Below are 21,713 nucleotides of genomic sequence, written 5' to 3'. Positions count from 1 at the left end.
GAACTCTGCATGACCTTATACAGCCAGGGCAAGGGCCGGCGGCCCGGTGCGAAGAGGGGGGTTGTCCCCAGTGCGGGGGCAGTGACCGCTCCGTACGCTCGGACCCATGAGCACACTGGACTCGCCGGACGCGAGCCTGAAGAAGGACGCGGACCTGCGCAAGGAACTCGACGCCACCGTGCGGGCCCGCACGGACCTGGGCGCCGACTACGACTCCGCGCTGGTCGACTCCTTCCTGGAGAAGGTCGAGCAGCGGATCGACGACGCGGTGGACCGCCGGGTGCGGCGGCATCTGGCCGAGCAGCGGATGGAGACCGCGCGCGGCGCCCGGCGCCCGAAGACCGCCGACAGCTGGCCGGAGCGCTTCGGGTTCGCCATCGTCTCGCTGGTCCTGGCGATCCCGCTGACCGCCGTCGGCGGCGGCATCGCGGGAACGGCCGGGACGCTCGCCACCTGGGCCGGCATCGTCGGCGTCAACTTCGCCCAGGCGGTGCGCACGAACCCGGAACTGCTCACCGGGCGGCGGCGCACGTCGTCCGAGGACTGACCGTCCTCACGCCTGCCGGGTCGGCAGCACCATGATCTGGCGGAGGTTGACGTGCCGGGGCCGGCTGGCGGCGTAGGCGACGACATCCGCGACCTCCGCCGCCGTGAGGGCGCCGACCGCCTGCAGCATGCCGTCCAGCTGCCCGGACAGCTCCGCGCTGTCGACATGGTCCTTCAGCTCGGTCTCCGTCAGTCCGGGCTCGATGTTCGTCACCCGCACGTCCTGCGGCCCGAACTCGGTGCGCAGGGACTGCGAGAGATAGGTGACGGCGGCCTTCGTGGCGCCGTACACCGCGTAGTTGGGGAAGGGCACGTGCGCGCCGATGGAGGAGACGTTGACGAGGTCGGCGGTGCGGCCCTCGGCGGCGGTGCCGACCAGGTCGGCGGTGAAGGCGCGGATGATCCGCAGTACGCCGGCGACGTTGGTGTCGAGCATCCGCTGCCACTCGTCGAGCCGTCCCTCGCCGACCGGGTTCGGCAGCATGACACCGGCGTTGTTGACGACGAGGCCGACGGGGCCGAACGTCTCGTGGACCAGGTCCCGGGCGGCCGCCACCGAGGTGTCGTCGGTGACGTCGGCGACCACGGCGAGCGCCTCGCCGCCCTCGGCCCGGATCTTCTCGACCACGCTTTCCAGCCGGTCCGCGCGCCGGGCGAGCAGCGCCACCCGGGCGCCCTCGGCGGCCAGCTGCCGGGCGACGGCCTCGCCGATGCCGCTGGCGGCTCCGGTGACGACGGCGGTGCGGCCGGACAGGTTCTGGTACGACATGGGTGTTCCCCCTGGGTTCGCACCGGGGCGGCTCCCCGGCGGCTGACACCAGCCTCGCCCGGTCCGGCGGCCGTACCCAGGGATGCGGTTTTCCTGGGTCTGCCAGTACCAGGCCGGCGTCCGGCCGTTCCCCTACGATCGACGCCATGGACGGGGACTGGCTGGAAGGGGAAGTCGGCGACTTCCTGCGCTCGCGACGTGCACGCATCCAGCCCGAGGAGGTGGGGCTGCCCAGCCATGGGCGGCGCCGCGTACCGGGCCTGCGCCGTGAGGAGGTGGCCCAGCTCGCGGGCGTCAGCGTCGACTACTACATCCGCCTGGAGCAGGGCCGGGGCACGAGCGTCAGCGACGCCGTGCTGGACGCGATCGCCCGGGTGCTGCGGCTGGACGAGACCGAGCAGGCGTATCTGCGGACGGTGGCGCGTCCCCGCCGGCAGCGCAAGGGGCGGCAGCGGCCCGAGGCGCCCCACGTCCGCCCCGGCGTGCAGCTCCTGCTGGACACCATGGAGCGCAGCCCGGCGTTCGTGCTGGGCCCCCGCATGGACGTCCTGGCCTGGAACGCCCTCGGCGACGCGGTGAACGGCTTCAGCCGCCTGGCACCGGCCGGGCGGAACATGCCCCGCCGGGTCTTCCTGGACCCGGCCGGCCGGGACCTCTACCCCGAGTGGCACGCGATCGCCGCCCAGACGGTGGCCCATCTGCGGGTGAACGCGGGCCGGTACGCCGACGACCCCGAGCTGTGCGCGCTGGTCGGCGAACTCTCCCTGAAGAGCGAGGACTTCCGCCGGCTGTGGGCGGACCACGAGGTCAGGGAGTGCGCGTACGGCGTGAAGAAGGTACGGCACCCGGTGGCGGGCCTGCTGACCCTGCCCTACGAGACCTTGACGATCCCGGCGTCCCCGGACCAGACGATCGTGGTGTACACGCCGGAACCGGGGTCGGAGACGGCGGAACGCCTTGCGCTGCTGGGGAGTTGGGAGTCCAGCACCGCCCGTTGAACCCCTCCGGAAGAGAATTGCGCGGGGACCGCCGCACCCCCGTTGCCGGGGGGCGGGACGACGGCGGTCCCCGCGAGGGACGCGGGCCGGGTCAGGCCGGGCCCCGCGTCCGTGGCGTCCATGGAGGTCCGGGAGCCGCTCCGGAGGTCCTTGGCGCCGTTCGGCGCCGGCCGGGGAGGGGAGCCGCTCCCTCCCTGCCGACACCCACCAATGTGCCGAACGCGTGTTAAGCGGGTGCTGCGCGCACATGACACGCTCGTACCACTTCCGCGAAACCCCGGTCCTCCCCCAGGGTCGGCTACTTGTTCCCGCCCTTGGCCAGGAAGGCCAGCAGGTCCTGCCGGCTGACCACGCCGGTCGGCTTGCCCTCGACCAGGACGATCGCCGCGTCGGCCGAGCCGAGCACGGACATCAGGTCGCCGACCGGCTCGCCCGAGCCGACCTGGGGCAGCGGGGCGGACATGTGCTTCTCCAGCGGGTCGTCGAGGGAGGCGCGCTTGTTGAAGAGCGCGTCCAGCAGCTCCCGCTCCACGACCGACCCGACGACCTCGGCGGCCATCACGTCCGGGTGACCGGCGCCCGGCTTGACGACCGGCATCTGCGAGACGCCGTACTCGCGCAGCACCTCGATGGCCTGGCCGACGGTCTCCTCGGGGTGCATGTGCACGAGCGAGGGGATGGTGCCGCCCGCCTTGTCGCTCAGGACGTCGGCGACCCGGGCGCTCGGGCCCTCGTCCTCCAGGAAGCCGTAGTCGGCCATCCACTCGTCGTTGAAGATCTTCGACAGGTACCCACGGCCGCTGTCCGGCAGCAGGACGACCACGACGTCGTCCGGGCCGAGCCGCTCGGCGACCCGCAGCGCGGCGACGACGGCCATGCCGCAGGAGCCGCCGACGAGGAGGCCCTCCTCCTTGGCGAGGCGGCGGGTCATCTGGAAGGCGTCCTTGTCGGACACGGCGACGATCTCGTCGGCGACGGTGCGGTCGTAGGCGCTCGGCCAGAAGTCCTCGCCGACGCCCTCGATCAGGTACGGCCGTCCGGAGCCGCCGGAGTACACCGAGCCCTCGGGGTCGGCGCCGATGACCTGGACCCTGCCGTCGCCGGCGTCCTTCAGATAGCGGCCGGTGCCGGAGATGGTGCCGCCGGTGCCGACGCCCGCCACGAAGTGGGTGATCTTCCCCTCGGTCTGCTCCCACAGCTCGGGACCGGTCGAGTGATAGTGCGACAGCGGGTTGTTGGGGTTGGAGTACTGGTCCGGCTTCCAGGCGCCCGGGGTCTCCCGGACGAGCCGGTCGGAGACGTTGTAGTAGGAGTCCGGGTGCTCGGGTGCCACGGCGGTCGGGCACACCACGACCTCCGCGCCGTACGCGCGCAGCACGTTGATCTTGTCGGTGGAGACCTTGTCAGGGCAGACGAAGATGCACTTGTAGCCCTTCTGCTGGGCGACGATCGCCAGCCCCACACCGGTGTTGCCACTGGTCGGCTCGACGATCGTGCCGCCCGGCTTCAGTTCCCCGCTCTCCTCGGCGGCCTCGATCATGCGCAGGGCGATGCGGTCCTTCACGGAGCCGCCCGGGTTGAAGTACTCCACCTTGGCCAGGACGGTGGCCTGGATGCCCTTGGTCACGTTGTTGAGCCGCACCAGCGGGGTGTTGCCGACGAGGCTGATCATCGAGTCGTGGAATTGCACCGTTGTCTCCGGTCGCTGCAAAAGAAGTGTTCGTAGTAGTGCCGCCAGCCTAAGGCCAGGTGTGTGGCCGTGGCGGTCGTTCACTCCCCGTGGAGATTGGCACACGGCCTGTACGGGGCAAGGAGTGGATGTACGGCTATGAGGGAGGTGGCGGCGACGCATGACGAGCATGTCGAGGGCGAGAGTGGCCCGCCGCATCGCGGCCGGAGCGGCGTACGGCGGTGGCGGGGTCGGGCTGGTCGGCGCGGCCGCCGTCGGTCTGCTGCTGGCGGAGGTCCGGCTGGCGCGGCGCCATGTGGGCAACGGCAGCGGCGGCCGCGTCCCGGTGGCCGACGGTGTGTACGGCCACGCGTACGACGTCCCCGGAGAACCACCCCTCCGTCTGACCATGCTCGGTGACTCCACGGCGGCCGGGCAGGGCGTGCACCGGTCGGGCCAGACACCGGGCGCGCTGCTGGCCTCGGGGCTTGCGGCGGTGGCGGAACGCCCGGTGGAACTGCGCAACGTGGCCGTGCCGGGCGCCCAGTCCGACGACCTGGACCGGCAGGTGGCCCTGGTCCTGTCGTCCTCGCCCCCCGTCCCGGACATCTGCGTGATCATGATCGGCGCGAACGACGTGACGCACCGGATGCCGCCGACCCGTTCGGTACGGCACCTGTCGACGGCGGTACGACGGCTGCGCACGGCCGGTGCCGAGGTGGTGGTCGGCACGTGTCCCGACCTCGGCACCATCGAGCCGGTGCAGCAGCCGCTGCGCTGGCTGGCGCGGCGGGCTTCCCGGCAGCTGGCGGCGGCGCAGACGATCGGGGTGGTGGAGCAGGGGGGCCGGACGGTGTCCCTGGGCGACCTGCTCGGCCCCGAGTTCGAGGCGAACCCGCGGGAGTTGTTCGGCCCCGACAACTACCACCCCTCGGCCGAGGGGTACGCGACCGCTGCCATGGCCGTCCTGCCCACGGTGTGCGCGGCGCTGGGGCTGTGGCCGGCGGAGGAGGACCGGCCGGACGTGTCGCGGCGCGAGGGGTTCCTGCCGGTGGCGCGGGCCGCCGCGGAAGCCGCGTCCGAGGCGGGCACGGAGGTGACGGCGGCGATGCCCACGGGGCCGCGTGGGCCCTGGGCTCTGCTGAAGCGGCGTCGGCGGCGTCGGGTGCCCGAGGCCGAGCCCGCGCGCCCGTCGGTGTGACCCAGCCAAGCAAGCGCTTAGAAAGTGCGGCCAGTGTCACACCGCAACACCGATGACCACGCAGGTACGGCCGGGTAACTTCCCAACCGGCCCTGCCCAAACCCGTTCACCTGGAGCCCGTGATGCCCGAAGCCGTCATCGTCTCGACCGCCCGCTCCCCCATCGGCCGCGCAGGCAAGGGCTCCCTCAAGGACCTGCGCCCCGACGACCTGACCGCCACGATCATCCAGGCCGCGCTCGCCAAGGTCCCCGAGCTGGACCCCAGGGACATCGACGACCTGATGCTCGGCTGCGGCCTGCCCGGCGGCGAGCAGGGCCACAACCTCGGCCGGATCGTCGCCGTACAGATGGGCATGGACCACCTGCCGGGCTGCACGATCACCCGCTACTGCTCCTCGTCCCTGCAGACCTCCCGCATGGCCCTGCACGCCATCAAGGCCGGCGAGGGCGACGTGTTCATCTCGGCCGGTGTCGAGACGGTCTCCCGCTACGCCCACGGCAGCTCCGACATGCCGGGCACCTACAACCCGCTGTTCGCCGAGGCGCAGGCCCGCACCGAGGCCGTCGCCCAGCAGGAGGGAACGACCTGGCACGACCCGCGCGAGGACGGCAAGCTGCCCGACCCGTACATCGCGATGGGCCAGACCGCCGAGAACCTGGCCCGCGCCAAGGGCATCACCCGCCAGGAGATGGACGAGTTCGGCGTCCGCTCGCAGAATCTCGCGGAGCAGGCCATCAAGAACGGCTTCTGGGAGCGCGAGATCACCCCGGTCACGCTTCCCGACGGCACGGTGGTCAGCAAGGACGACGGCCCCCGCCCCGGCGTCACCCTGGAGGGCGTCGCCGGTCTGAAGCCGGTCTTCCGCCCGGACGGGCTCGTCACCGCCGGCAACTGCTGCCCGCTCAACGACGGCGCCGCGGCCGTCGTCATCATGTCCGACACCAAGGCCCGGGAACTGGGCCTGACCCCGCTGGCCCGGATCGTGTCCACCGGCGTCTCCGGCCTCTCCCCCGAGATCATGGGCCTCGGCCCGGTCGAGGCGAGCCGGCAGGCCCTCCAGCGCGCCGGCCTGACCATCGACGACATCGACCTGGTCGAGATCAACGAGGCCTTCGCCGCCCAGGTGATCCCCTCCTACCGCGAGCTCGGCATCGACCTCGACAGGCTGAACGTCAACGGCGGCGCCATCGCCGTCGGCCACCCCTTCGGCATGACCGGCGCCCGGATCACCGGCACGCTCATCAACTCCCTGCAGTGGCACGACAAGCAGTTCGGCCTGGAGACGATGTGCGTCGGCGGCGGCCAGGGCATGGCGATGGTCATCGAGCGCCTCAGCTGACGCACCGTCCGTAGCGGAGCGGGCACGACACGTCAGGAACCGGCCCGGAACCGAGGAAACTCCACGGTTCTGGGCCTTTCCGTGATCCAATCTCGCCCAGGATGTGACCTATCTCGCTCGCCGGACACATCGCTGCAGGTCAGCGCAGGTCAGCGAGGCGCTCAGCCCCGGCACGAGTCCAAAGTCCTGTCCGTTTCGTGACGTTACGCACTGACAGCTGGATAGTCCGCCCTTCAAGCTGATGTAGGAAGTCGGGGGTCGACTTTGAACCGGGAGTACGTCAGTGAGCGCCATGCCGATCGCCCTGCTGCTCACCACGGCCGCCACCGGCGCCGTGGGCGTCGCCGTCCTGCGCACCGTTCTGAAGCTGCGCCGCCAGCTCGGTGAGCTGCAGGCCCAGCTCGCGGAGAACCAGTCAGCCGCCATGCGCGCGCTGCTGCCGAACGCCCGCAGCGGCTCCGACGCCGACCAGATACGCGCTGCCGTGGCCGAGGCGCTCGCCGAGGAGCGGGAGCGGGAGCTGGCCGAGGCGCGCGCCTTCTGGGCCGCGCAGGAGACCCGTGACGCCTCCGACGCCCCTACTCTGCTCGGCCTGCCCGACGCCGACCTGTTCCTGCCCCGGCAGACCGACTTCGTGGGCCTGGAGCCGGTGTCCGAGCCGACCGCCGAGACCGACGAGTTCGCCGGGGAGTCCCCGGAGCTGGCGGCGGCCCGCCGCCGCCACCCCTCGCACCCCGACTTCGTCCCGGTGCAGTCGCCGGCGGTGAACGACCACGAGCGCACGGCGACTGCACTGGAGCAGCTGGCCGCGGACCGCGTCGAACTCTCCGACGTCCGCCCGGGTCCGCTCGGCACCCTCGACGTCTACGTCTTCGCCGACGGCACCACCCTGTGCATGACCCCGGGCCACCGCGAGACCGCCGAACGCCTGGCGGCGGCGGTGAACGCGGGCGAGGCCCCGTACCTGCTGGGCGGCTCGGGCGTCTCCGGCGCCTACACGCTGACCTTCGCGTGCGGCGAGGACATGGTCTACATCCTGGCCGACAGGGTCATCGCGTCACTGTGAAACACCGCTGACGGCCCGCGCCTCAGACCCCCGCTCTCTTCCGCGCCTCCTCGACCGCGCGCACCGCTTCGGCGACCTCGTCGTCGCTCCGCACCACCACCGCCAAATCGTGCGCGGCCACGAGAATCTGATCAGCCGCCGCGAACATCCCCGCGTCCGGCATCTCCCGAGGCTCACTCCCCGGCTCCTCGACAGCCTGCGCCCGCCGAGCCAACTCCCTGGCCAGCGCCAGCGCCTCCGCGGCAGCGCCCCGCTGAAGTCGGCTCTGCGGCGCCGCACGCAACCGGTCGGCGAAATGATCCACTGCTTGGGTCAAGGGCGTCGTATCAACCACGCGCCGAGCGTAACGTGCCGCACTGTTGCCAATACGCGAACGCTCAGGCACGGTGACGTGAAGGACCGGCTTACATCCCCTTTGCGTTCGGAGGCGCCGATGTCCCAACTCTTCTCCGAGGAGACCCACCGCAATCTGCTCGCCCGCATCCCCCATTGCACCGGTCGTGAAGTCTCCGACTGGCTGCGCACCGTAGAAGACGGCCCCGCCCTGTTCCGCTTCGAGGAGAAGGTCAGCTGGCTCCGGCACGAGTACGACCTCGCGTACGGCCACGCGAAGGCGATCGTCCACGAGTACGACCTGAGGAGGGCGGCGCGCAAGCTGCTCTAGACGGCAAAGGGCCCCGGGGCGGAACCCGGGGCCCTTGCTCATGACCGGCGCACGCGCTGCTCGCGCTAGTCGTTGTTGGTGAAGATCGCCACCAGCCGGAGCATCTCGACGTAGATCCACACCAAGGTCATGGTGAGGCCGAAGGCGGCCAGCCAGGACTCGTTGCGCGGGGCGCCGTAGGCGATGCCGTCCTCGATCTGCTTGAAGTCGAGGGTCAGGAAGAACGCGCCGAGCAGGATCGCGACGATGCCGACGAGCGCGCCGAGCGGACCGAAGCTGCGCAGCCCGCCGTCCTCGGCGACGCCGAACGCGACCAGCAGCAGGTTGACCGCCATGACCACCAGGAACGCCATGGCGATGGCCATACCGATGCGGGCGTAGCGCGCGGTGACGCGGATCCAGCCGGCCTTGTAGACCAGCAGGGTCGCGGCCGAGACCGCCATGGTGCCGAGCACCGCCTGGAACGGGGCGCCGCTCCAGCGGCTGTTGTACATCTCGCTGATGACCCCGAGGAAGACGCCCTCGAAGGCGGCGTACCCGAGGATCAGCGCGGGGGAGGGGGTGCGCCTGAAGCTCTGGACCATCGCCAGGACGAACGCGACGATCGCGGAACCGACGGCCAGGCCGTAGCTGGTCGCCGTCACCGGCAGCAGCGCCCAGGCGAGTACGGCGCCGACGGCGACGGTGCCGAGCGTGATGGCCGAGCGGACGACGACGTCGTCCATGGTCATCCGGTCGGTGGTGGCGGGGGCCTGCGGCGGGGTGCCGTACTGGACACCCGGCTGGGCGTACGGGCTCTGGGCGTAGGGGTTCTGCGCGTACGGGTTGCCCTGTGCGTACCCGGCCTGCGGTGCGGTGTTGAAGCCGGCGTAGCCGTTGTCGCGGCTGAACCCCCGTCGCGAGAAGACCGGGTTACTGCTCCTCATTTCACTCCTCCATGGCTGCCGTGCGCAGCCTTGGGCTCAAGGGTAATGGATTGGCAAAGGACCGACCATGATACCTGAGGAGGATCTTTCCCCTGCCGTGCTGCGCAACACGCTACGTCGGCCGGCGATTCCCGGCCACGGCTGATCGCATTCCCTGACGAACCTGCGACCTGACGACGATGTGGGCGGCGTCGCCGGCGAGGAGGAGCCGGCCGTGGTGCATCGGCTCGTGGACGAAGGAGCGCATCGGGTGACCGACTTGTGGGTGACGGGGCCGCGTTCGAGCCGCCAGTCGTCGTCCGTCTCGAAGCGCCGCTGAAGCTCCGGCCGGATCTCGTCGTCGGTCCACTCCTCGGCCTGCGTCCCGGCGGGCACCCGGAGGTAGCGCCGACCCGGTGGCGGCGGCCGAAGCGCGGCTCTCCAGGACCACGGAGTCGATGCCGGCGCGGTGCAGCAGCCGCGCGAGCAGCAGTCCGGCCGGCCGGCCCCGCTCCGATGATCCCGACGGTGGTGCGCATGAACCCGACCCTTGTCCGCGAACCCCTGTCGCAGGGGCGCGGGTGGTGCCCGGAGCCGGACTTGAACCGGCACGCCCGCGAAGGGGCAGCGAGGTTTAAGCTCGCCGTGTCTGCATTCCACCATCCGGGCAGGCCATTGGGCTCCGCATCGAGGTTCGAGCCTATCGGGACGCTTCCCCCGAACAGCGGACGGGCGGACCGATGTTGTCTTATTTTATTGACGTCTGAGGGTGCATCAGCCCGCGGAACGGGCCATCCGCACTTGCCAACAGCGTGCCGTGACGGGGGTACGGGCGTACGTGGAATGACGGAATTTCACCGTCCCAACGAGGGTGTTCCACCCGTTCTCGACATCGTTCGACACCGGTTCGGCACCGGTTCGGCAGCGCCCCCTCTCGGGGTCGGCCGTCCTCCCCAGGTATGACACGGCGTCCGCCCGTCCGACCCGAGTCGCCCTCCGGAACCGGAGCAGCGACTGACTACACGGGCCCCCGGCACCGGGACGATGGAACGGTCCCCATGGAACACACGTCGTCCCGACAGGAGCACCCTCCCGTGACCACCACACCCACCGCCGGCCGGACCACCGCCGTGGCCGCACGCGCCACGGAGCTGTCGAAGACCTACGGGCAGGGTGAGACCCGGGTGGTCGCCCTGGACCGGGTCTCCGTCGACTTCCGGCAGGCCGAGTTCACCGCGATCATGGGCCCGTCCGGCTCGGGCAAGTCCACGCTGATGCACTGCGTGGCCGGCCTCGACACCTTCTCCTCCGGATCCGTGCGCATCGGCGACACCGAGCTCGGCTCCCTGAAGGACAAGCAGCTCACCAAGCTCCGCCGGGACAAGATCGGCTTCATCTTCCAGGCGTTCAACCTGCTGCCGACGCTGACGGCGCTGGAGAACATCACCCTGCCGATGGACATCGCCGGACGGAAGCCGGACAAGGCCTGGCTGGAGCGGGTGATCTCCATGGTCGGCCTGTCCGGGCGGCTCAGCCACCGGCCCTCGCAGCTCTCCGGGGGCCAGCAGCAGCGCGTGGCCGTCGCCCGCGCCCTCGCCTCCAGGCCCGACATCATCTTCGGTGACGAGCCGACCGGAAACCTCGACTCGCGCTCCGGCGCCGAGGTGCTCGGCTTCCTGCGCAACTCCGTGCGCGAACTGGGCCAGACCGTCGTCATGGTGACCCACGACCCCGTCGCCGCCGCCTACGCCGACCGCGTGATCTTCCTCGCGGACGGCCGGATCGTCGACGAGATGTACGGCCCCACGGCCGACTCCGTCCTCGACCTCATGAAGCAGTTCGACGCGAAGGGCCGTACCAGCTGATGTTCCGCACCGCCCTGCGCAACGTCCTCGCGCACAAGGCCCGGCTGCTGATGACCGTGCTCGCCGTCATGCTCGGCGTGGCCTTCGTCTCCGGGACGCTCGTCTTCACCAACACCATCTCCGACGCCTACCAGAAGAGCTCCGCGAAGGGCTTCGACCAGGTCGACGTCGCCGTACGGCCCGCGTACCAGGACTCCCGGGGCGACCAGGTCGGCCGGACGGCCGGCCTGACCCGGGCCATGCTGGACAAGGCCGGCAAGGTCCCGGGCGCCGCCTCCGCGACCGGTGTCGTCAGCGGCTTCACCGCCGTCGCCGACCAGGACGGCAAGCCGGCCGGCGGCGACTGGCAGTCCGCCGGCGGCAACTACTGGGGCACCAAGGACGCCCGCTACCCGCTGGTCAGCGGCCACGCGCCGCACGGCGAGGACGAGGTGCTGCTCGACTCCAGGACCGCGAAGCGCGCCGGCTACCAGGTCGGCGACACCGTACGCCTGTCGGTGGACGGCCCGGTCCTCACCCCGGCCCTCGCCGGCATCTTCACCACCGACGACGGCAACGTGTCCGCCGGCGGCAGCCTCGCCCTGTTCGACACGCCGACGGCGCAGAAGCTCTTCGGCAAGAAGGGCACGTACGACGAGATCGACGTCAAGGCGGCGCCCGGCACCAGCCAGTCCGCGCTCAAGGCCGAACTCGACAAGGCCCTGCCGTCCCGCCTGGTGGAGACCGCCACCGGCAAGCAGCTCGCCGACGACCAGGCGAAGACGATCGCCGACTCGATGAGCAGCCTGAAGCAGAGCCTGCTGGTGTTCGCCGGCATCGCGCTGTTCGTCGGCACGTTCATCATCGCCAACACCTTCACCATGCTGGTCGCCCAGCGCACCCGGGAACTGGCCCTGCTGCGCGCGGTCGGCGCCTCCCGCCGCCAGGTGACCCGTTCGGTGCTCATCGAGGCGTTCGCGGTCGGAGCGGTCGCCGGTGTGGCCGGTCTGGCCGCCGGTATCGGCATCGGCGCGGGCCTGCGCTCCCTGCTGGGCTCCTTCGGCGCGAGCGTGCCCGACGGGCCGCTGGTGATCAGCCCGGGCACCGTGGTGGCCGCCCTCGCGGTCGGCGTCCTCATCACCATGCTGGCCGCCTGGCTGCCCGGCCGCCGCGCCGCGAAGATCCCGCCGGTGGCGGCGATGAGCAGCGTGCACGCCAAGGCGACGACCAAGTCGCTGGTGCTGCGCAACACGTTCGGCGCCCTGTTCGCGGCGGCCGGTGTCGCGGTGGTCCTCGCGGCCACGTCGATGGACGCCGACTCCGCGCAGGGTCCGATGGGCATCGGTGCCGTCCTGCTGATCATCGGCGTGTTCATCCTGACCCCGCTGCTGTCCCGGCCGCTGATCGCGGCCGCCGCCCCGGTCATGCGCGCCTTCGGCGTCTCGGGCAAGCTCGCCCGCCAGAACTCGGTGCGCAACCCGCGCCGTACGGCGGCCACGGCCTCCGCGCTGATGATCGGCCTGACGCTGATCACCGGTATGACGGTGACGGCGGGCAGCCTGCAGGCGGCGATCGACAAGATGGCCGGCTCGTCGCTGCGCGCGGACTACGTCGTCTCGATGACCAACGGCGACTCGCTCTCCCCCGACGTGGCGAAGAAGCTCGCCGCGACCGACGGCGTGACCGCCAGCAGCCCCGTGCGCCGTGCCGTCTCCCGCATCGACGGCTCCAGCGAGGTGCTGACCGGCGTCAACGGCTCCGCGATCGGCGTCCTGACCCATCTGGAGACGAAGCAGGGCACCTTCGAGGTGAGCGGCTCCCGGGTCGCCGTGGACGAGGACACGGCCAGGTCGCACGGCTGGAAGGCCGGGTCGGTCTTCACCGTGCACTACGAGGACGGCAAGCGGCAGAAGCTGACGGTCGCCGGTGTCTACCAGGGCAACGAGATGTTCAGGGAGATCCTGGTCGACAACAAGGCCCTCACCCCGCACCTGGCCCGTCCGGCCGACAGCGACGTCATGGTCAAGACCGCGGGCGGCGCCTCCAGCGCCACCAAGGACAAGCTGGTCAAGGCCCTCGACTCCAACCCGGCCATTAAAATCCAGGACAAGCAGGACATCTCCAACGCCATCGCGAAGATGTTCACGCTGATGCTGAACATGCTCTACGGCCTGCTCGGCATGGCGGTGATCGTCGCGGTCCTCGGGGTCATCAACACCCTGGCCATGTCGGTCTTCGAGCGCTCCCAGGAGATCGGTATGCTCCGCGCGATCGGCCTGGACCGCAGGGCGGTCAAGCGGATGGTCCGCCTGGAGTCGATGGTGATCTCCCTGTTCGGCGGGGTGCTCGGCATCGGGCTCGGCGTGTTCTTCGGCTGGGCGGCCGGTGAGCTGCTGGGCACGAAGCTGGCGACGTACGAACTGGTCCTGCCCTGGGGGCGGATGGCGCTCTTCCTGCTGCTGGCGGGCCTGGTCGGGGTGCTGGCCGCCCTGTGGCCGGCCCGGCGCGCGGCCCGGCTGAACATGCTGGCGGCGATCAAGGCCGAGTAGCCGTACGACGGTCAGGGCCCCCGTTCCGGTCGCGGAGCGGGGGCCCTTGCCGTGCCGGCCGTTCAGCCCGGGTCAGCCGTGCCAGGTGCGCGGGCGCAGCGGCAGGCCGGAGGCGCCGGACTCCGGGGTGCGGATCGCCAGGACCTGGTTGACGCCGATCCGGTTGCGTTCGAAGGCGAGCGCCGAGGCGGCCATGTACAGCAGCCAGACGCGGGCGCGGCCGGGGCTGGTGAGGCGGACCGCGTGGTCCCAGTCGGCCTCCAGGTTGGCCACCCAGCGGCGCAGGGTGCAGGCGTAGTGCTCGCGGATGGACTCCACGTCCCGCACCTCGAACCCGGCGCGTTCCAGCTGGGTGACGGTGCCGCCGATCGGGGCCAGTTCGCCGTCCGGGAAGACGTAGGCGTCGATGAACTCGTCCACGCGGTACGACGATTCGTCGTGCTGCGGGCGGCGGGCGATCTGGTGGTTCAGCAGCCGTCCGCCGGGCTTCAGCAGGCCGTACAGCCGGCGGGCGTACTCCAGATAGCGTTCGGCGCCGACGTGCTCGGCCATGCCGATGGAGGAGATCGCGTCGAAGGGGCCGTCCCTGACGTCCCGGTAGTCCTGGACCCGGATCTCCACCCGGTCGGTCAGCCCCTCGTCGGCGACGCGCTTACGGGCGTACGCCGCCTGTTCCTGCGACAGGGTGACCCCGACGACGCTCACACCGTGCTCGCGGGCCGCGTGGATGGCCATCGACCCCCAGCCGCAGCCGACGTCCAGCAGCCGCCGGCCTGACGTCAGGCCGAGCTTGCGGCAGACGAGTTCGAGCTTGTCGCGCTGGGCGCTCTCCAGCGTGGCACCTTTTCCGGCGGCCTCCCAGTATGCGCAGGAGTACACCATGGACGGGCCGAGGACGAGCTCGTAGAAGTCGTTGCCGACGTCGTAGTGGTGGCTGATGGCCCGCTTGTCGGTGTGCCGGGTGTGCAGGTTCCGGCGCGGCCTGCGGGCCTCCTCGCGCGGCGGGGCGGGCGGGACCGGGGGTCCCGCCAGCTTCAGCAGCTCACGTACGGCGGCCCGTACGGCGGGGTCGCGCACGGACTCGATCAGACCGCGGGCGTCCTCCCCGCGCTCCCAGACCAGGCCCGCCATCGCGTCCAGCACGGTGTACAGGTCCCCCTCGATCTCCAGGTCGCCGGAGACCCAGGCGCGGGCGAGCCCCAGTTCGCCCGGCTTGAACAGCATGCGGCGCAGGGCGCGGCGGTTGCGCAGGACGAGCGCCGGCGCGTCCGGCGGCCCGGCCTGCGAGCCGTCCCAGGCCCGCAGTCGGACCGGGAGCGGGGCTCCCAGTACCTGCTCGGCGATACTCCTCAGCCGCGACGCGGCGTCGGCCATGACGCACACCTCCAAGACGACGATCCCGGATGCCGGTAACCAGGTAAACACCGTCGGCCACCGAAAGTAGTCCCGCGGGTCGTCTTTTCGGGGGGAAAGCCGAAGGACCTCCCGCACCACGGATGGCGGGAGGTCCTTCGGACCGGTCAGCGACCGGTGGAGGTCAGGAGGCCTTGGCCTTCTCGCCGGCCTTGTCGGCCGTGCTCGCGGCGGCGACCGGCGCGGGCTTCGCGGCCTCGTAGAACTCCTCGCGCGGGTTCTCCATGGCGCCCAGGGAGACGACCTCGCGCTTGAGGAACATGCCGAGCGTCCAGTCGGCGAAGACGCGGATCTTGCGGTTCCAGGTCGGCATCGCCATGCCGTGGTAGCCGCGGTGCATGTACCAGGCGAGGCGGCCCTTGAGCTTGATCTTCACCTTGCCCATGACGATCATCGCCACGCCCTTGTGCAGGCCGAGACCGGCCACCGCACCCTTGTTGGCGTGCTCGTAGTCCTTCTGCGGGAAGCCCCGCATACCGGAGACCACGTTGTCGCCGAGGACACGGGCCTGGCGCAGCGCGTGCTGGGCGTTCGGCGGGCACCAGGCGTTCTCGTTGCCCGCCTTGCGGCCGACGAGGTCCGGGACCTGGGCGTTGTCACCGGCGGCCCAGATGTAGTCCGTGCCCTTGACCTGGAGCGTGGGCTCGCAGTCGACGTGGCCGCGCGGGCCGAGCGGCAGCCCGAAGCGGGAGAGCGCCGGGTTCGGCTTGACGCCGGCCGTCCACACGATCGTGTTGGAGTCGACCTCCAGGCCGTTCTTCAGCACGACGTGACCGTCGACGCAGGAGTCCATGGAGGTGGAGAGGTAGATCTCCACACCGCGGCCCTCGAGGTGCTCCTTGCCGTACTGGCCGAGCTTGGGGCCGACCTCGGGAAGGATCTTGTCGGCGGCGTCGACGAGGATGAAGCGCATGTCCTCGCGGGACACGTTCTTGTAGTACTTGGCCGCGTCCCGGGCCAGGTCCTCGACCTCGCCGATGGTCTCCGCGCCCGCGAAGCCACCGCCGATGAAGACGAAGGTGAGCGCCTTGCGGCGGATCTCCTCGTCGTTGGTCGAGTCGGCCTTGTCGAGCTGCTCGAGGACGTGGTTGCGCAGGCCGATGGACTCCTCGATGCCCTTCATGCCGATGCCCTGCTCGGCGAGGCCGGGGATCGGGAAGGTGCGGGAGACCGCGCCCATCGCGATGACGAGGTAGTCGAAGGGCAGCTCGTACGCCTCGCCCACCAGCGGGGCGATCGTGGCGACCTTGCGGTCCTGGTCGATGGTGGTGACCCGGCCGGTGAGGACCTCCGCCTTGGGCAGCACGCGTCGCAGCGGGACGACGACGTGGCGAGGGGAGATGTTGCCGGCGGCGGCTTCGGGCAGGAAGGGCTGGTAGGTCATGTACGACCGGGGGTCGACGACCGTGACGGTCGCCTCGCCGTAGCGCATCTTCTTGAGAATGCGCCGAGCTGCGTACAGGCCTACGTACCCACCGCCTACTACGAGGATCCTGGGACGCTCCGTGGTGCTCATGCCATCGAGTATCCACCCGCCTCGGAGGGGTCGCTCGTGCGCCCCTTCACAAGGTCTGACACACCCTGTGCTACACTCCGCGGCTCGCGTGACGCAGATCATGGCGGCCGAGGGGAACCGCAGCACTCTCGGAGCCGTTGTCAATGCCGCGTGAGCTGCCTCTCTCGCCGACGACCGAGCATGTGAGCCGTTCGCAACACCCCTGTCGGCACGCGATCCGAAGGTGCGGTACGACCTTCATCTGAACATGTTCAAAGGGCTCTTCGCCCCCTGGAAGGGCCCAGGGGAACCCTTCCGCGCCCCGACCGGGCCGAATTCCTTGTGAAGAACTTCACGAACTTTTCCGGGGCGGTCGCGACGGAGGGGCCCATAGGGCCCCTCGCTCCCGCTCAAACGTTATCCGTCCTGCTCAGCAGGCGACTACCCATGAGTAACAAAAGAGAGCTACGCCACCGACCACGCGATGCCGTCGAGGATGTCGTGTTCGCTGACGACGACCTCCTCGGCGCCGACCCGCTCCATGATCGCGAGCAGGACCAGGGCGCCCGCGCCGATGACGTCGACCCGGCCGGGGTGCATCGACGGGATCGCGGCACGCTCGGCGTGCGTGGAGCGCAGCAGCCACTCGGTGATCTCGCGGACACGGTCGCGGGAGATCCGGGAGTGGTGGATGCGCGCGGAGTCGTACTCGGGCAGTTCCTGGGCGATCGCGGAGACGGTGGTGACCGAGCCGGCCAGACCCACCAGGGTGTGCGCCTCGCGCAGCGGGACCGTCCGCTCCGCGAGGTCCAGGGCGGCCTCGATGTCGGCCCTCATGGCGGCGATCTGCTCCTCGGTGGGCGGGTCGGCGACCTCGCCGCCCCGCACCAGATGACGTTCCGTCATCCGCACGCAGCCGACGTCCACCGACCGCGCCGCCCGGACGTGGTCGTCACCGACGACGAACTCGGTGGAGCCGCCGCCGATGTCCACGACGAGATAGGGCCGGGTGAGGTCCTGCCGCCCCGTCAGTTCCCTGGTCGCGCCGGTGAAGGAGAACTCGGCCTCCTGGTCGCCGGTGATGACCTCCGGCTCGACCCCGAGGATGTCCAGCACGCCGCGCACGAAGTCGTCCCGGTTCTCGGCGTCGCGGGAGGCGGAGGTGGCCACGAAGCGCAGGCGCTCGGCACCGTGCTCCTTGATCACGGCCGCGTACTCACGGCAGGCCGCGAACGTGCGCTCCAGCGCCTCGGGGGCGAGCCGGCCGGTGCGGTCGACGCCCTGGCCGAGCCGCACGATCGTCATGCGGCGGTCCAGTTCGACGAGTTCGCCGGTCCGGGGATGCACATCGGCGACCAGCAGACGGATGGAGTTCGTACCGCAGTCGACGGCGGCGACGCGCGTCACTTCCGGTCCCCCTCGGTGTGTTCGAGCGTCACACAGGCACCCTTGCTCCACCACTGAGGCAGCATGGCGAGCGCCTCGTCGCCGAGCGGGTTCACGCCGGGGCCGGCGGCCAGCGAGTGGGCCACCAGGACGTGCAGGCACTTGACCCGGTCCGGCATGCCGCCCGCGCTCGGGAAGCCCTTCAGCTCGTCGATCCGGTCCCGGCGCCGGATGTAGTCCTCGTGCGCGGCCCGGTAGGCGGCGGCCAGCTCGGGGTCCGTCTGCAGCCGCTCGGTCATCTCCTTCATCACGCCGTTCGCCTCCAGCGTGCCGATGGCGGAGGACGCCTTCGGGCACGTGAGGTAGTACAGCGTCGGGAAGGGCGTGCCGTCGGGCAGCCGCGGCGCGGTCTCCACGACGTCCGGCTGACCGCACGGGCAGCGGTGCGCGATGGCCCGCAGGCCCCGCGGCGGGCGGCCGAGCTGCTGCTTGAAGGCCTCGACGTCCGCGTCGGTGGGGTCGGTGCGCGGAGTGGGCGGCGGGGGCGATTCCATGACTGCTCTTCGAAGCTTTCTGTCGGTTACGGCCGAAGGCCGGCGTTACTGCTCACTGGTCGGAGGCGTCGGACTTGTCGACGCCGTCCCAGACGTTCGCGTACCAGGGCCGGTGGGCGGCCCCGAGGTCGCCACGGGACTGCTGGGCCGCGCCCGGGTCGACGACCACGTACCCGGTCTCGCCGGGCTTCACATAGTGCAGCCGGCGCCGGATCTGCTGCTCGGCGTAGGAGTCGTCCTGCCAGCGTGCCTTGAGGTCGCGCAGCTGCTCGACCCGCTTGCGGGCCTGCTCCTGCTGCCGCTGGAGGTCGGCGATCTCCGCGCGCTGGGAGACGTACTGCCGCATCGGGTAGGCGAGCGCGACGATCATCGAGCACAGCACCAGCGCGAGCAGCGCCGCCCGGCCGGTGAGCCGGGAGCGGCGGGCCTGCCGTTTGGTCTGGGAGCGGTAGACCCGGGCCGCCGTCTGCTCGCCGAGCAGCCGCAGCCTGGTCGCGGTGGAGAAACGGTCCCGGTCCCTCACGGCCATGTGGCTCTCCCGCCTCCCCTTGCCCTGCGCTTCACACGTGCGTACGTCCCCGGACACGGTACGGGACCGGGTCCGGGGACGTACGTATGACTGGCTAAGACTTAGCCCAGGTTGCGTCAGCCCTTGAAGCGCGGGAACGCGCTGCGGCCCGCGTACACCGCGGCGTCGTCGAGGATCTCCTCGATGCGGAGCAGCTGGTTGTACTTGGCGACGCGCTCGGAGCGGGCCGGGGCGCCGGTCTTGATCTGGCCGCAGTTGGTGGCGACGGCCAGGTCGGCGATGGTGACGTCCTCGGTCTCGCCGGAGCGGTGGGACATCATGCACTTGAAGCCGCTGCGCTGGGCCAGCTCGACGGCGTCCAGGGTCTCGGTCAGCGAGCCGATCTGGTTCACCTTGACGAGCAGGGCGTTGGCGGTGCCCTCCTCGATGCCGCGGGCCAGGCGCTCGGGGTTGGTGACGAACAGGTCGTCGCCGACCAGCTGGACCTTGTCGCCCAGACGGTCGGTGATGACCTTCCAGCCGGCCCAGTCGTCCTCGAACAGCGGGTCCTCGATGGAGACGAGCGGGTAGGCCGCCACGAGCTCCTCGTAGTACTCCGTCATCTCGGCGGCGGAGCGCTCCTTGCCCTCGAAGAGGTACTTGCCGTCCTTGTAGAACTCGGAGGCGGCCACGTCGAGCGCGAGGGCGATCTGCTCGCCGGGCGCGTAACCGGCTTCCTTGATCGCTTCGAGGATGAGGTCGAGGGCCTCGCGGTTGGAGCCGAGGTTCGGGGCGAAGCCGCCCTCGTCGCCGAGGCCGGTGGACAGGCCCTTGTTCTTCAGGACCTTCTTGAGGGTGTGGTACACCTCGGTGCCCCAGCGCAGGGCCTCGGAGAAGGACTCCGCGCCGATCGGGGCGATCATGAACTCCTGGATGTCCACGTTGGAGTCCGCGTGCGAGCCGCCGTTGAGGATGTTCATCATCGGCACCGGCAGCAGGTGCGCGTTCGGGCCGCCGAGGTAGCGGAAGAGGGGGAGGTCGGACGCCTCGGAGGCGGCGTGGGCGACGGCGAGGGAGACGCCGAGGATGGCGTTGGCGCCGAGGGAGCCCTTGTTGTCGGTGGCGTCCAGGTCGAACATGGCCTGGTCGATCAGGCGCTGCTCGGTGGCGTCGTAGCCGACCAGCTCCGGGCCGATCTGCTCGATGACGGCGAGGACAGCCTTCTCGACGCCCTTGCCCTGGTAACGGTTGGGGTCACCGTCGCGCAGCTCGATGGCCTCGAAGGCGCCGGTCGAGGCGCCGGACGGGACGGCGGCACGACCCGTGCTGCCGTCGTCGAGGCCGACCTCGACCTCGACCGTGGGGTTGCCTCGGGAGTCCAGGATTTCCCGGGCTACGACGACGTCGATGGACGGCACGAGCATCTCCTTCTTGGATGTGACGCTGGAAGTGCGGGGCTTGCTGCCTTACGGCTGTGCCTTGCGACTAGAGCCTAACCGTCTCCGGGGGATCGGCCACCGACCGACCGCCCCGTGGACGGGGAGGGGCACACAGACGGTACCCATTGTTCATGGGCGGAACAAAGGGTGGGTGCAGGGGGCACGTAGAAAAGGCGGGGCACGCAGAAACGGCGGGGCACACCGAAGAGGCGGGGCACACCGAAGAGGCGGGGGGCGCACAGAAAAGACCCCGCCCCGGCGCGTACGGGGGAACACGCGCCGGGGCGGGGAGCCCGTGGGGACGGGGGCGGACCCGAGGACTGCCGCCGCTTACTTCAGGTGCAGCTGCTGGCCCGGGTAGATGAGGTTCGCGTCCTCGACGATGTCCTTGTTCAGCTCGAAGAGCTTCTGCCAGCCGCCCTGGACGTGGTGCTCGACGGCGATGGAGCTGAGGGTGTCGCCCTTGACGACCTTGTACTCGCCGTCGCCCTTCTTGACCTTCTTGCCGGTCGGGGTGGTGACGGTCTTGCTCGCGGACGGAGCCGTGCGCTCGGCGGAGCGGGAGGCGGCCTGCTGGTCGGAGCGCGTGGTGGTGCTGGGCGCGGTGCTCTTCGACGAGGTGGTGTTCGAGGACGTGGTGTTCGAGGAGGTGCTGGGCGCAGAGCCGTTGTAGGCGGCGCCCGACAGGCCCGTGCCGCAGACCGGCCAGGCGCCCTTGCCCTGCGCGGCGAGGACCTTCTCGGCGACGGCTATCTGCTGCGCCTGGGTGGCCTGGTTGGCCTGCGGGGCATAGGCGGTGCCGCCGTACGCGGCCCAGGTGGAGGCGGAGAACTGCAGACCGCCGTAGTAGCCGTTGCCGGTGTTGATGGACCAGTTGCCGCCCGACTCGCACTGGGCGACCGCGTCCCACTCGGAGGCGGTGGCGGCGGAGGCGTTGCCGACCGCCATCAGCGGGGCGGCGACGGCGGCGCCGGTGACACCGGCGAGCGTGATGGCGCGGACGGCCTTGGACGGACGACGGTGCTTGCCCTTGCCGGAGAACAGCATGGATCAATCCCCTCACCGACGCCTGCGAGGTGAGCTGTCGGGTTCGGGCCGGTTGAGTTGCCCGGCCGCGCACTCGCTTTCGCGAGGCGCGGCTTCACCCCCAGCCGGTACCGGCGTGAACCGCCGGGCCCGGCACTTACCTTGGGTCCCCCGCTCCTGCCCACGGCGCTTGACGCGACGACTGTTCCCGGGCAACCGCTGGCAGGATTCGGCGTTGCGGCCGCCGGGGCTCGTGGTGACGAGCGGTCCTGACCGTAGACACGTGATCGAGGGAATTTCAAAGACGATCAGGGCTTCTGAGACTCATCCCACACTTTCAC

At 70.7% G+C, this 21,713-nt stretch carries 19 protein-coding genes, 1 tRNA gene, 1 pseudogene and 1 riboswitch; of the genes and pseudogenes, 8 read left to right on the top strand and 13 right to left on the bottom strand.

Going from position 1 to position 21,713, the window contains the following annotated elements:
* Positions 1–106 precede the first annotated feature (106 nt).
* Positions 107–547: a hypothetical protein gene (locus ABZ624_RS27625; protein WP_360094392.1), complete on the top strand. Its 441-nt coding sequence runs from the start codon at positions 107–109 to the stop codon at positions 545–547.
* A gap of 6 nt (positions 548–553) precedes the next feature.
* On the opposite strand, the gene ABZ624_RS27620 is transcribed toward ABZ624_RS27625, so the two are convergent.
* Positions 554–1,315 (bottom strand): SDR family oxidoreductase, encoded by a 762-nt coding sequence (locus ABZ624_RS27620; protein WP_360094389.1) that lies wholly within the window; start codon positions 1,313–1,315, stop codon positions 554–556.
* A 146-nt stretch (positions 1,316–1,461) separates the two neighbouring features.
* On the opposite strand from ABZ624_RS27620, the gene ABZ624_RS27615 reads away from it, so the two are divergent.
* Positions 1,462–2,313: a helix-turn-helix transcriptional regulator gene (locus ABZ624_RS27615; RefSeq protein ID WP_360094386.1), complete on the top strand. Its 852-nt coding sequence runs from the start codon at positions 1,462–1,464 to the stop codon at positions 2,311–2,313.
* 298 nt (positions 2,314–2,611) lie between these two features.
* On the opposite strand, the gene ABZ624_RS27610 is transcribed toward ABZ624_RS27615, so the two are convergent.
* Complete coding sequence (locus tag ABZ624_RS27610) at positions 2,612–4,003, bottom strand: cystathionine beta-synthase (protein WP_360094383.1); 1,392 nt, start codon at positions 4,001–4,003, stop codon at positions 2,612–2,614.
* Positions 4,004–4,163: 160 nt separating this feature from the next.
* Here ABZ624_RS27610 and ABZ624_RS27605 point away from each other — a divergent pair, with 160 nt between their 5' ends.
* The 3 genes from ABZ624_RS27605 to ABZ624_RS27595 all read left to right on the top strand — a co-directional run bounded on the left by ABZ624_RS27605 (position 4,164) and on the right by ABZ624_RS27595 (position 7,589).
* On the top strand, positions 4,164–5,183 hold the full coding sequence (locus ABZ624_RS27605) for an SGNH/GDSL hydrolase family protein (protein WP_360094380.1): 1,020 nt from the start codon (positions 4,164–4,166) through the stop codon (positions 5,181–5,183).
* Positions 5,184–5,305: 122 nt separating this feature from the next.
* Positions 5,306–6,523, top strand: a complete 1,218-nt coding sequence (locus tag ABZ624_RS27600) for an acetyl-CoA C-acetyltransferase (protein ID WP_360094377.1) — start codon at positions 5,306–5,308, stop codon at positions 6,521–6,523.
* A 283-nt stretch (positions 6,524–6,806) separates the two neighbouring features.
* Complete coding sequence (locus ABZ624_RS27595; RefSeq protein WP_360094374.1) at positions 6,807–7,589, top strand: hypothetical protein; 783 nt, start codon at positions 6,807–6,809, stop codon at positions 7,587–7,589.
* 22 nt (positions 7,590–7,611) lie between these two features.
* Here the strand turns inward: ABZ624_RS27595 and ABZ624_RS27590 are convergent, their stop codons facing one another.
* The gene (locus ABZ624_RS27590) at positions 7,612–7,923 is read right to left on the bottom strand and encodes a hypothetical protein (RefSeq protein WP_360094371.1); all 312 of its coding nucleotides are present in this window, start codon (positions 7,921–7,923) and stop codon (positions 7,612–7,614) included.
* Positions 7,924–8,022: 99 nt separating this feature from the next.
* Between ABZ624_RS27590 and ABZ624_RS27585 the strand changes: the two genes are divergently transcribed.
* Complete coding sequence (locus ABZ624_RS27585) at positions 8,023–8,253, top strand: DUF4287 domain-containing protein (RefSeq protein WP_061919219.1); 231 nt, start codon at positions 8,023–8,025, stop codon at positions 8,251–8,253.
* Positions 8,254–8,318: 65 nt separating this feature from the next.
* Here ABZ624_RS27585 and ABZ624_RS27580 read toward each other — a convergent pair whose 3' ends face one another.
* The 3 genes and pseudogenes from ABZ624_RS27580 to ABZ624_RS27570 form a co-directional block, all read right to left on the bottom strand.
* Entirely contained in the window at positions 8,319–9,179 is an 861-nt protein-coding gene (locus ABZ624_RS27580) for a Bax inhibitor-1/YccA family protein (RefSeq protein ID WP_360094368.1), read from the bottom strand.
* Between the two features lie 175 nt (positions 9,180–9,354).
* Positions 9,355–9,593 (bottom strand): annotated as a pseudogene (locus ABZ624_RS27575) (FAD-dependent monooxygenase); the annotation flags it as partial.
* A 147-nt stretch (positions 9,594–9,740) separates the two neighbouring features.
* Positions 9,741–9,827 (bottom strand) — tRNA-Leu (locus tag ABZ624_RS27570).
* A 425-nt stretch (positions 9,828–10,252) separates the two neighbouring features.
* On the opposite strand from ABZ624_RS27570, the gene ABZ624_RS27565 reads away from it, so the two are divergent.
* Together ABZ624_RS27565 and ABZ624_RS27560 are read left to right on the top strand one after the other, a co-directional pair.
* On the top strand, positions 10,253–11,023 hold the full coding sequence (locus ABZ624_RS27565; protein WP_360094365.1) for an ABC transporter ATP-binding protein: 771 nt from the start codon (positions 10,253–10,255) through the stop codon (positions 11,021–11,023).
* Complete coding sequence (locus ABZ624_RS27560; protein WP_360094362.1) at positions 11,023–13,551, top strand: FtsX-like permease family protein; 2,529 nt, start codon at positions 11,023–11,025, stop codon at positions 13,549–13,551. The genes ABZ624_RS27565 and ABZ624_RS27560 overlap by 1 nt, the downstream gene beginning before the upstream one ends.
* Before the next feature lie 72 nt (positions 13,552–13,623).
* Here the strand turns inward: ABZ624_RS27560 and ABZ624_RS27555 are convergent, their stop codons facing one another.
* The 7 genes from ABZ624_RS27555 to ABZ624_RS27525 all read right to left on the bottom strand — a co-directional run bounded on the left by ABZ624_RS27555 (position 13,624) and on the right by ABZ624_RS27525 (position 21,393).
* The gene (locus tag ABZ624_RS27555; RefSeq protein WP_360094359.1) at positions 13,624–14,925 is read right to left on the bottom strand and encodes a cyclopropane-fatty-acyl-phospholipid synthase family protein; all 1,302 of its coding nucleotides are present in this window, start codon (positions 14,923–14,925) and stop codon (positions 13,624–13,626) included.
* Positions 14,926–15,088: 163 nt separating this feature from the next.
* Positions 15,089–16,480, bottom strand: coding sequence for an NAD(P)/FAD-dependent oxidoreductase (locus ABZ624_RS27550; protein ID WP_360094356.1), 1,392 nt, complete (start codon positions 16,478–16,480; stop codon positions 15,089–15,091).
* A 444-nt stretch (positions 16,481–16,924) separates the two neighbouring features.
* Entirely contained in the window at positions 16,925–17,866 is a 942-nt protein-coding gene (locus ABZ624_RS27545; protein WP_360094353.1) for a Ppx/GppA phosphatase family protein, read from the bottom strand.
* Positions 17,863–18,399, bottom strand: a complete 537-nt coding sequence (locus tag ABZ624_RS27540) for a DUF501 domain-containing protein (RefSeq protein WP_360094350.1) — start codon at positions 18,397–18,399, stop codon at positions 17,863–17,865. The genes ABZ624_RS27545 and ABZ624_RS27540 overlap by 4 nt, the downstream gene beginning before the upstream one ends.
* A gap of 52 nt (positions 18,400–18,451) precedes the next feature.
* Entirely contained in the window at positions 18,452–18,928 is a 477-nt protein-coding gene (locus ABZ624_RS27535; RefSeq protein ID WP_360094347.1) for a septum formation initiator family protein, read from the bottom strand.
* 116 nt (positions 18,929–19,044) lie between these two features.
* Positions 19,045–20,331 carry a phosphopyruvate hydratase gene (eno, locus tag ABZ624_RS27530; protein WP_360094344.1) on the bottom strand — a complete coding sequence of 429 codons (1,287 nt, stop codon included), beginning with the start codon at positions 20,329–20,331 and terminating at the stop codon, positions 19,045–19,047.
* 345 nt (positions 20,332–20,676) lie between these two features.
* Positions 20,677–21,393, bottom strand: a complete 717-nt coding sequence (locus tag ABZ624_RS27525) for a transglycosylase family protein (RefSeq protein WP_360094341.1) — start codon at positions 21,391–21,393, stop codon at positions 20,677–20,679.
* A 4-nt stretch (positions 21,394–21,397) separates the two neighbouring features.
* A riboswitch (cyclic di-AMP (ydaO/yuaA leader) is annotated at positions 21,398–21,571 on the bottom strand.
* Between the last annotated feature and the right edge of the window lie 142 nt (positions 21,572–21,713).

The sequence above is a fragment of the Streptomyces sp. NPDC007205 genome, from assembly GCF_040634095.1.
Taxonomy (GTDB): domain Bacteria; phylum Actinomycetota; class Actinomycetes; order Streptomycetales; family Streptomycetaceae; genus Streptomyces.
The sequence above is the reverse complement of the archived record's forward strand: the minus strand, read 5'-3'. Positions and strand labels throughout refer to the sequence as shown.

What these genes read in the sequence shown, in the direction of transcription:
- ABZ624_RS27535 (WP_360094347.1), bottom strand. Translation starts at nt 18,928, where the DNA reads ATGGCCGTGAGGGACCGGGACCGTTTCTCCACCGCGACCAGGCTGCGG.
- ABZ624_RS27585 (WP_061919219.1), top strand. Translation starts at nt 8,023, where the DNA reads ATGTCCCAACTCTTCTCCGAGGAGACCCACCGCAATCTGCTCGCCCGC.
- ABZ624_RS27580 (WP_360094368.1), bottom strand. Translation starts at nt 9,179, where the DNA reads ATGAGGAGCAGTAACCCGGTCTTCTCGCGACGGGGGTTCAGCCGCGAC.
- ABZ624_RS27555 (WP_360094359.1), bottom strand. Translation starts at nt 14,925, where the DNA reads ATGGCCGACGCCGCGTCGCGGCTGAGGAGTATCGCCGAGCAGGTACTG.
- ABZ624_RS27550 (WP_360094356.1), bottom strand. Translation starts at nt 16,480, where the DNA reads ATGAGCACCACGGAGCGTCCCAGGATCCTCGTAGTAGGCGGTGGGTAC.
- ABZ624_RS27625 (WP_360094392.1), top strand. Translation starts at nt 107, where the DNA reads ATGAGCACACTGGACTCGCCGGACGCGAGCCTGAAGAAGGACGCGGAC.
- ABZ624_RS27620 (WP_360094389.1), bottom strand. Translation starts at nt 1,315, where the DNA reads ATGTCGTACCAGAACCTGTCCGGCCGCACCGCCGTCGTCACCGGAGCC.
- ABZ624_RS27525 (WP_360094341.1), bottom strand. Translation starts at nt 21,393, where the DNA reads ATGCTGTTCTCCGGCAAGGGCAAGCACCGTCGTCCGTCCAAGGCCGTC.
- ABZ624_RS27540 (WP_360094350.1), bottom strand. Translation starts at nt 18,399, where the DNA reads ATGGAATCGCCCCCGCCGCCCACTCCGCGCACCGACCCCACCGACGCG.
- ABZ624_RS27600 (WP_360094377.1), top strand. Translation starts at nt 5,306, where the DNA reads ATGCCCGAAGCCGTCATCGTCTCGACCGCCCGCTCCCCCATCGGCCGC.
- ABZ624_RS27615 (WP_360094386.1), top strand. Translation starts at nt 1,462, where the DNA reads ATGGACGGGGACTGGCTGGAAGGGGAAGTCGGCGACTTCCTGCGCTCG.
- eno (WP_360094344.1), bottom strand. Translation starts at nt 20,331, where the DNA reads ATGCTCGTGCCGTCCATCGACGTCGTCGTAGCCCGGGAAATCCTGGAC.
- ABZ624_RS27605 (WP_360094380.1), top strand. Translation starts at nt 4,164, where the DNA reads ATGACGAGCATGTCGAGGGCGAGAGTGGCCCGCCGCATCGCGGCCGGA.
- ABZ624_RS27560 (WP_360094362.1), top strand. Translation starts at nt 11,023, where the DNA reads ATGTTCCGCACCGCCCTGCGCAACGTCCTCGCGCACAAGGCCCGGCTG.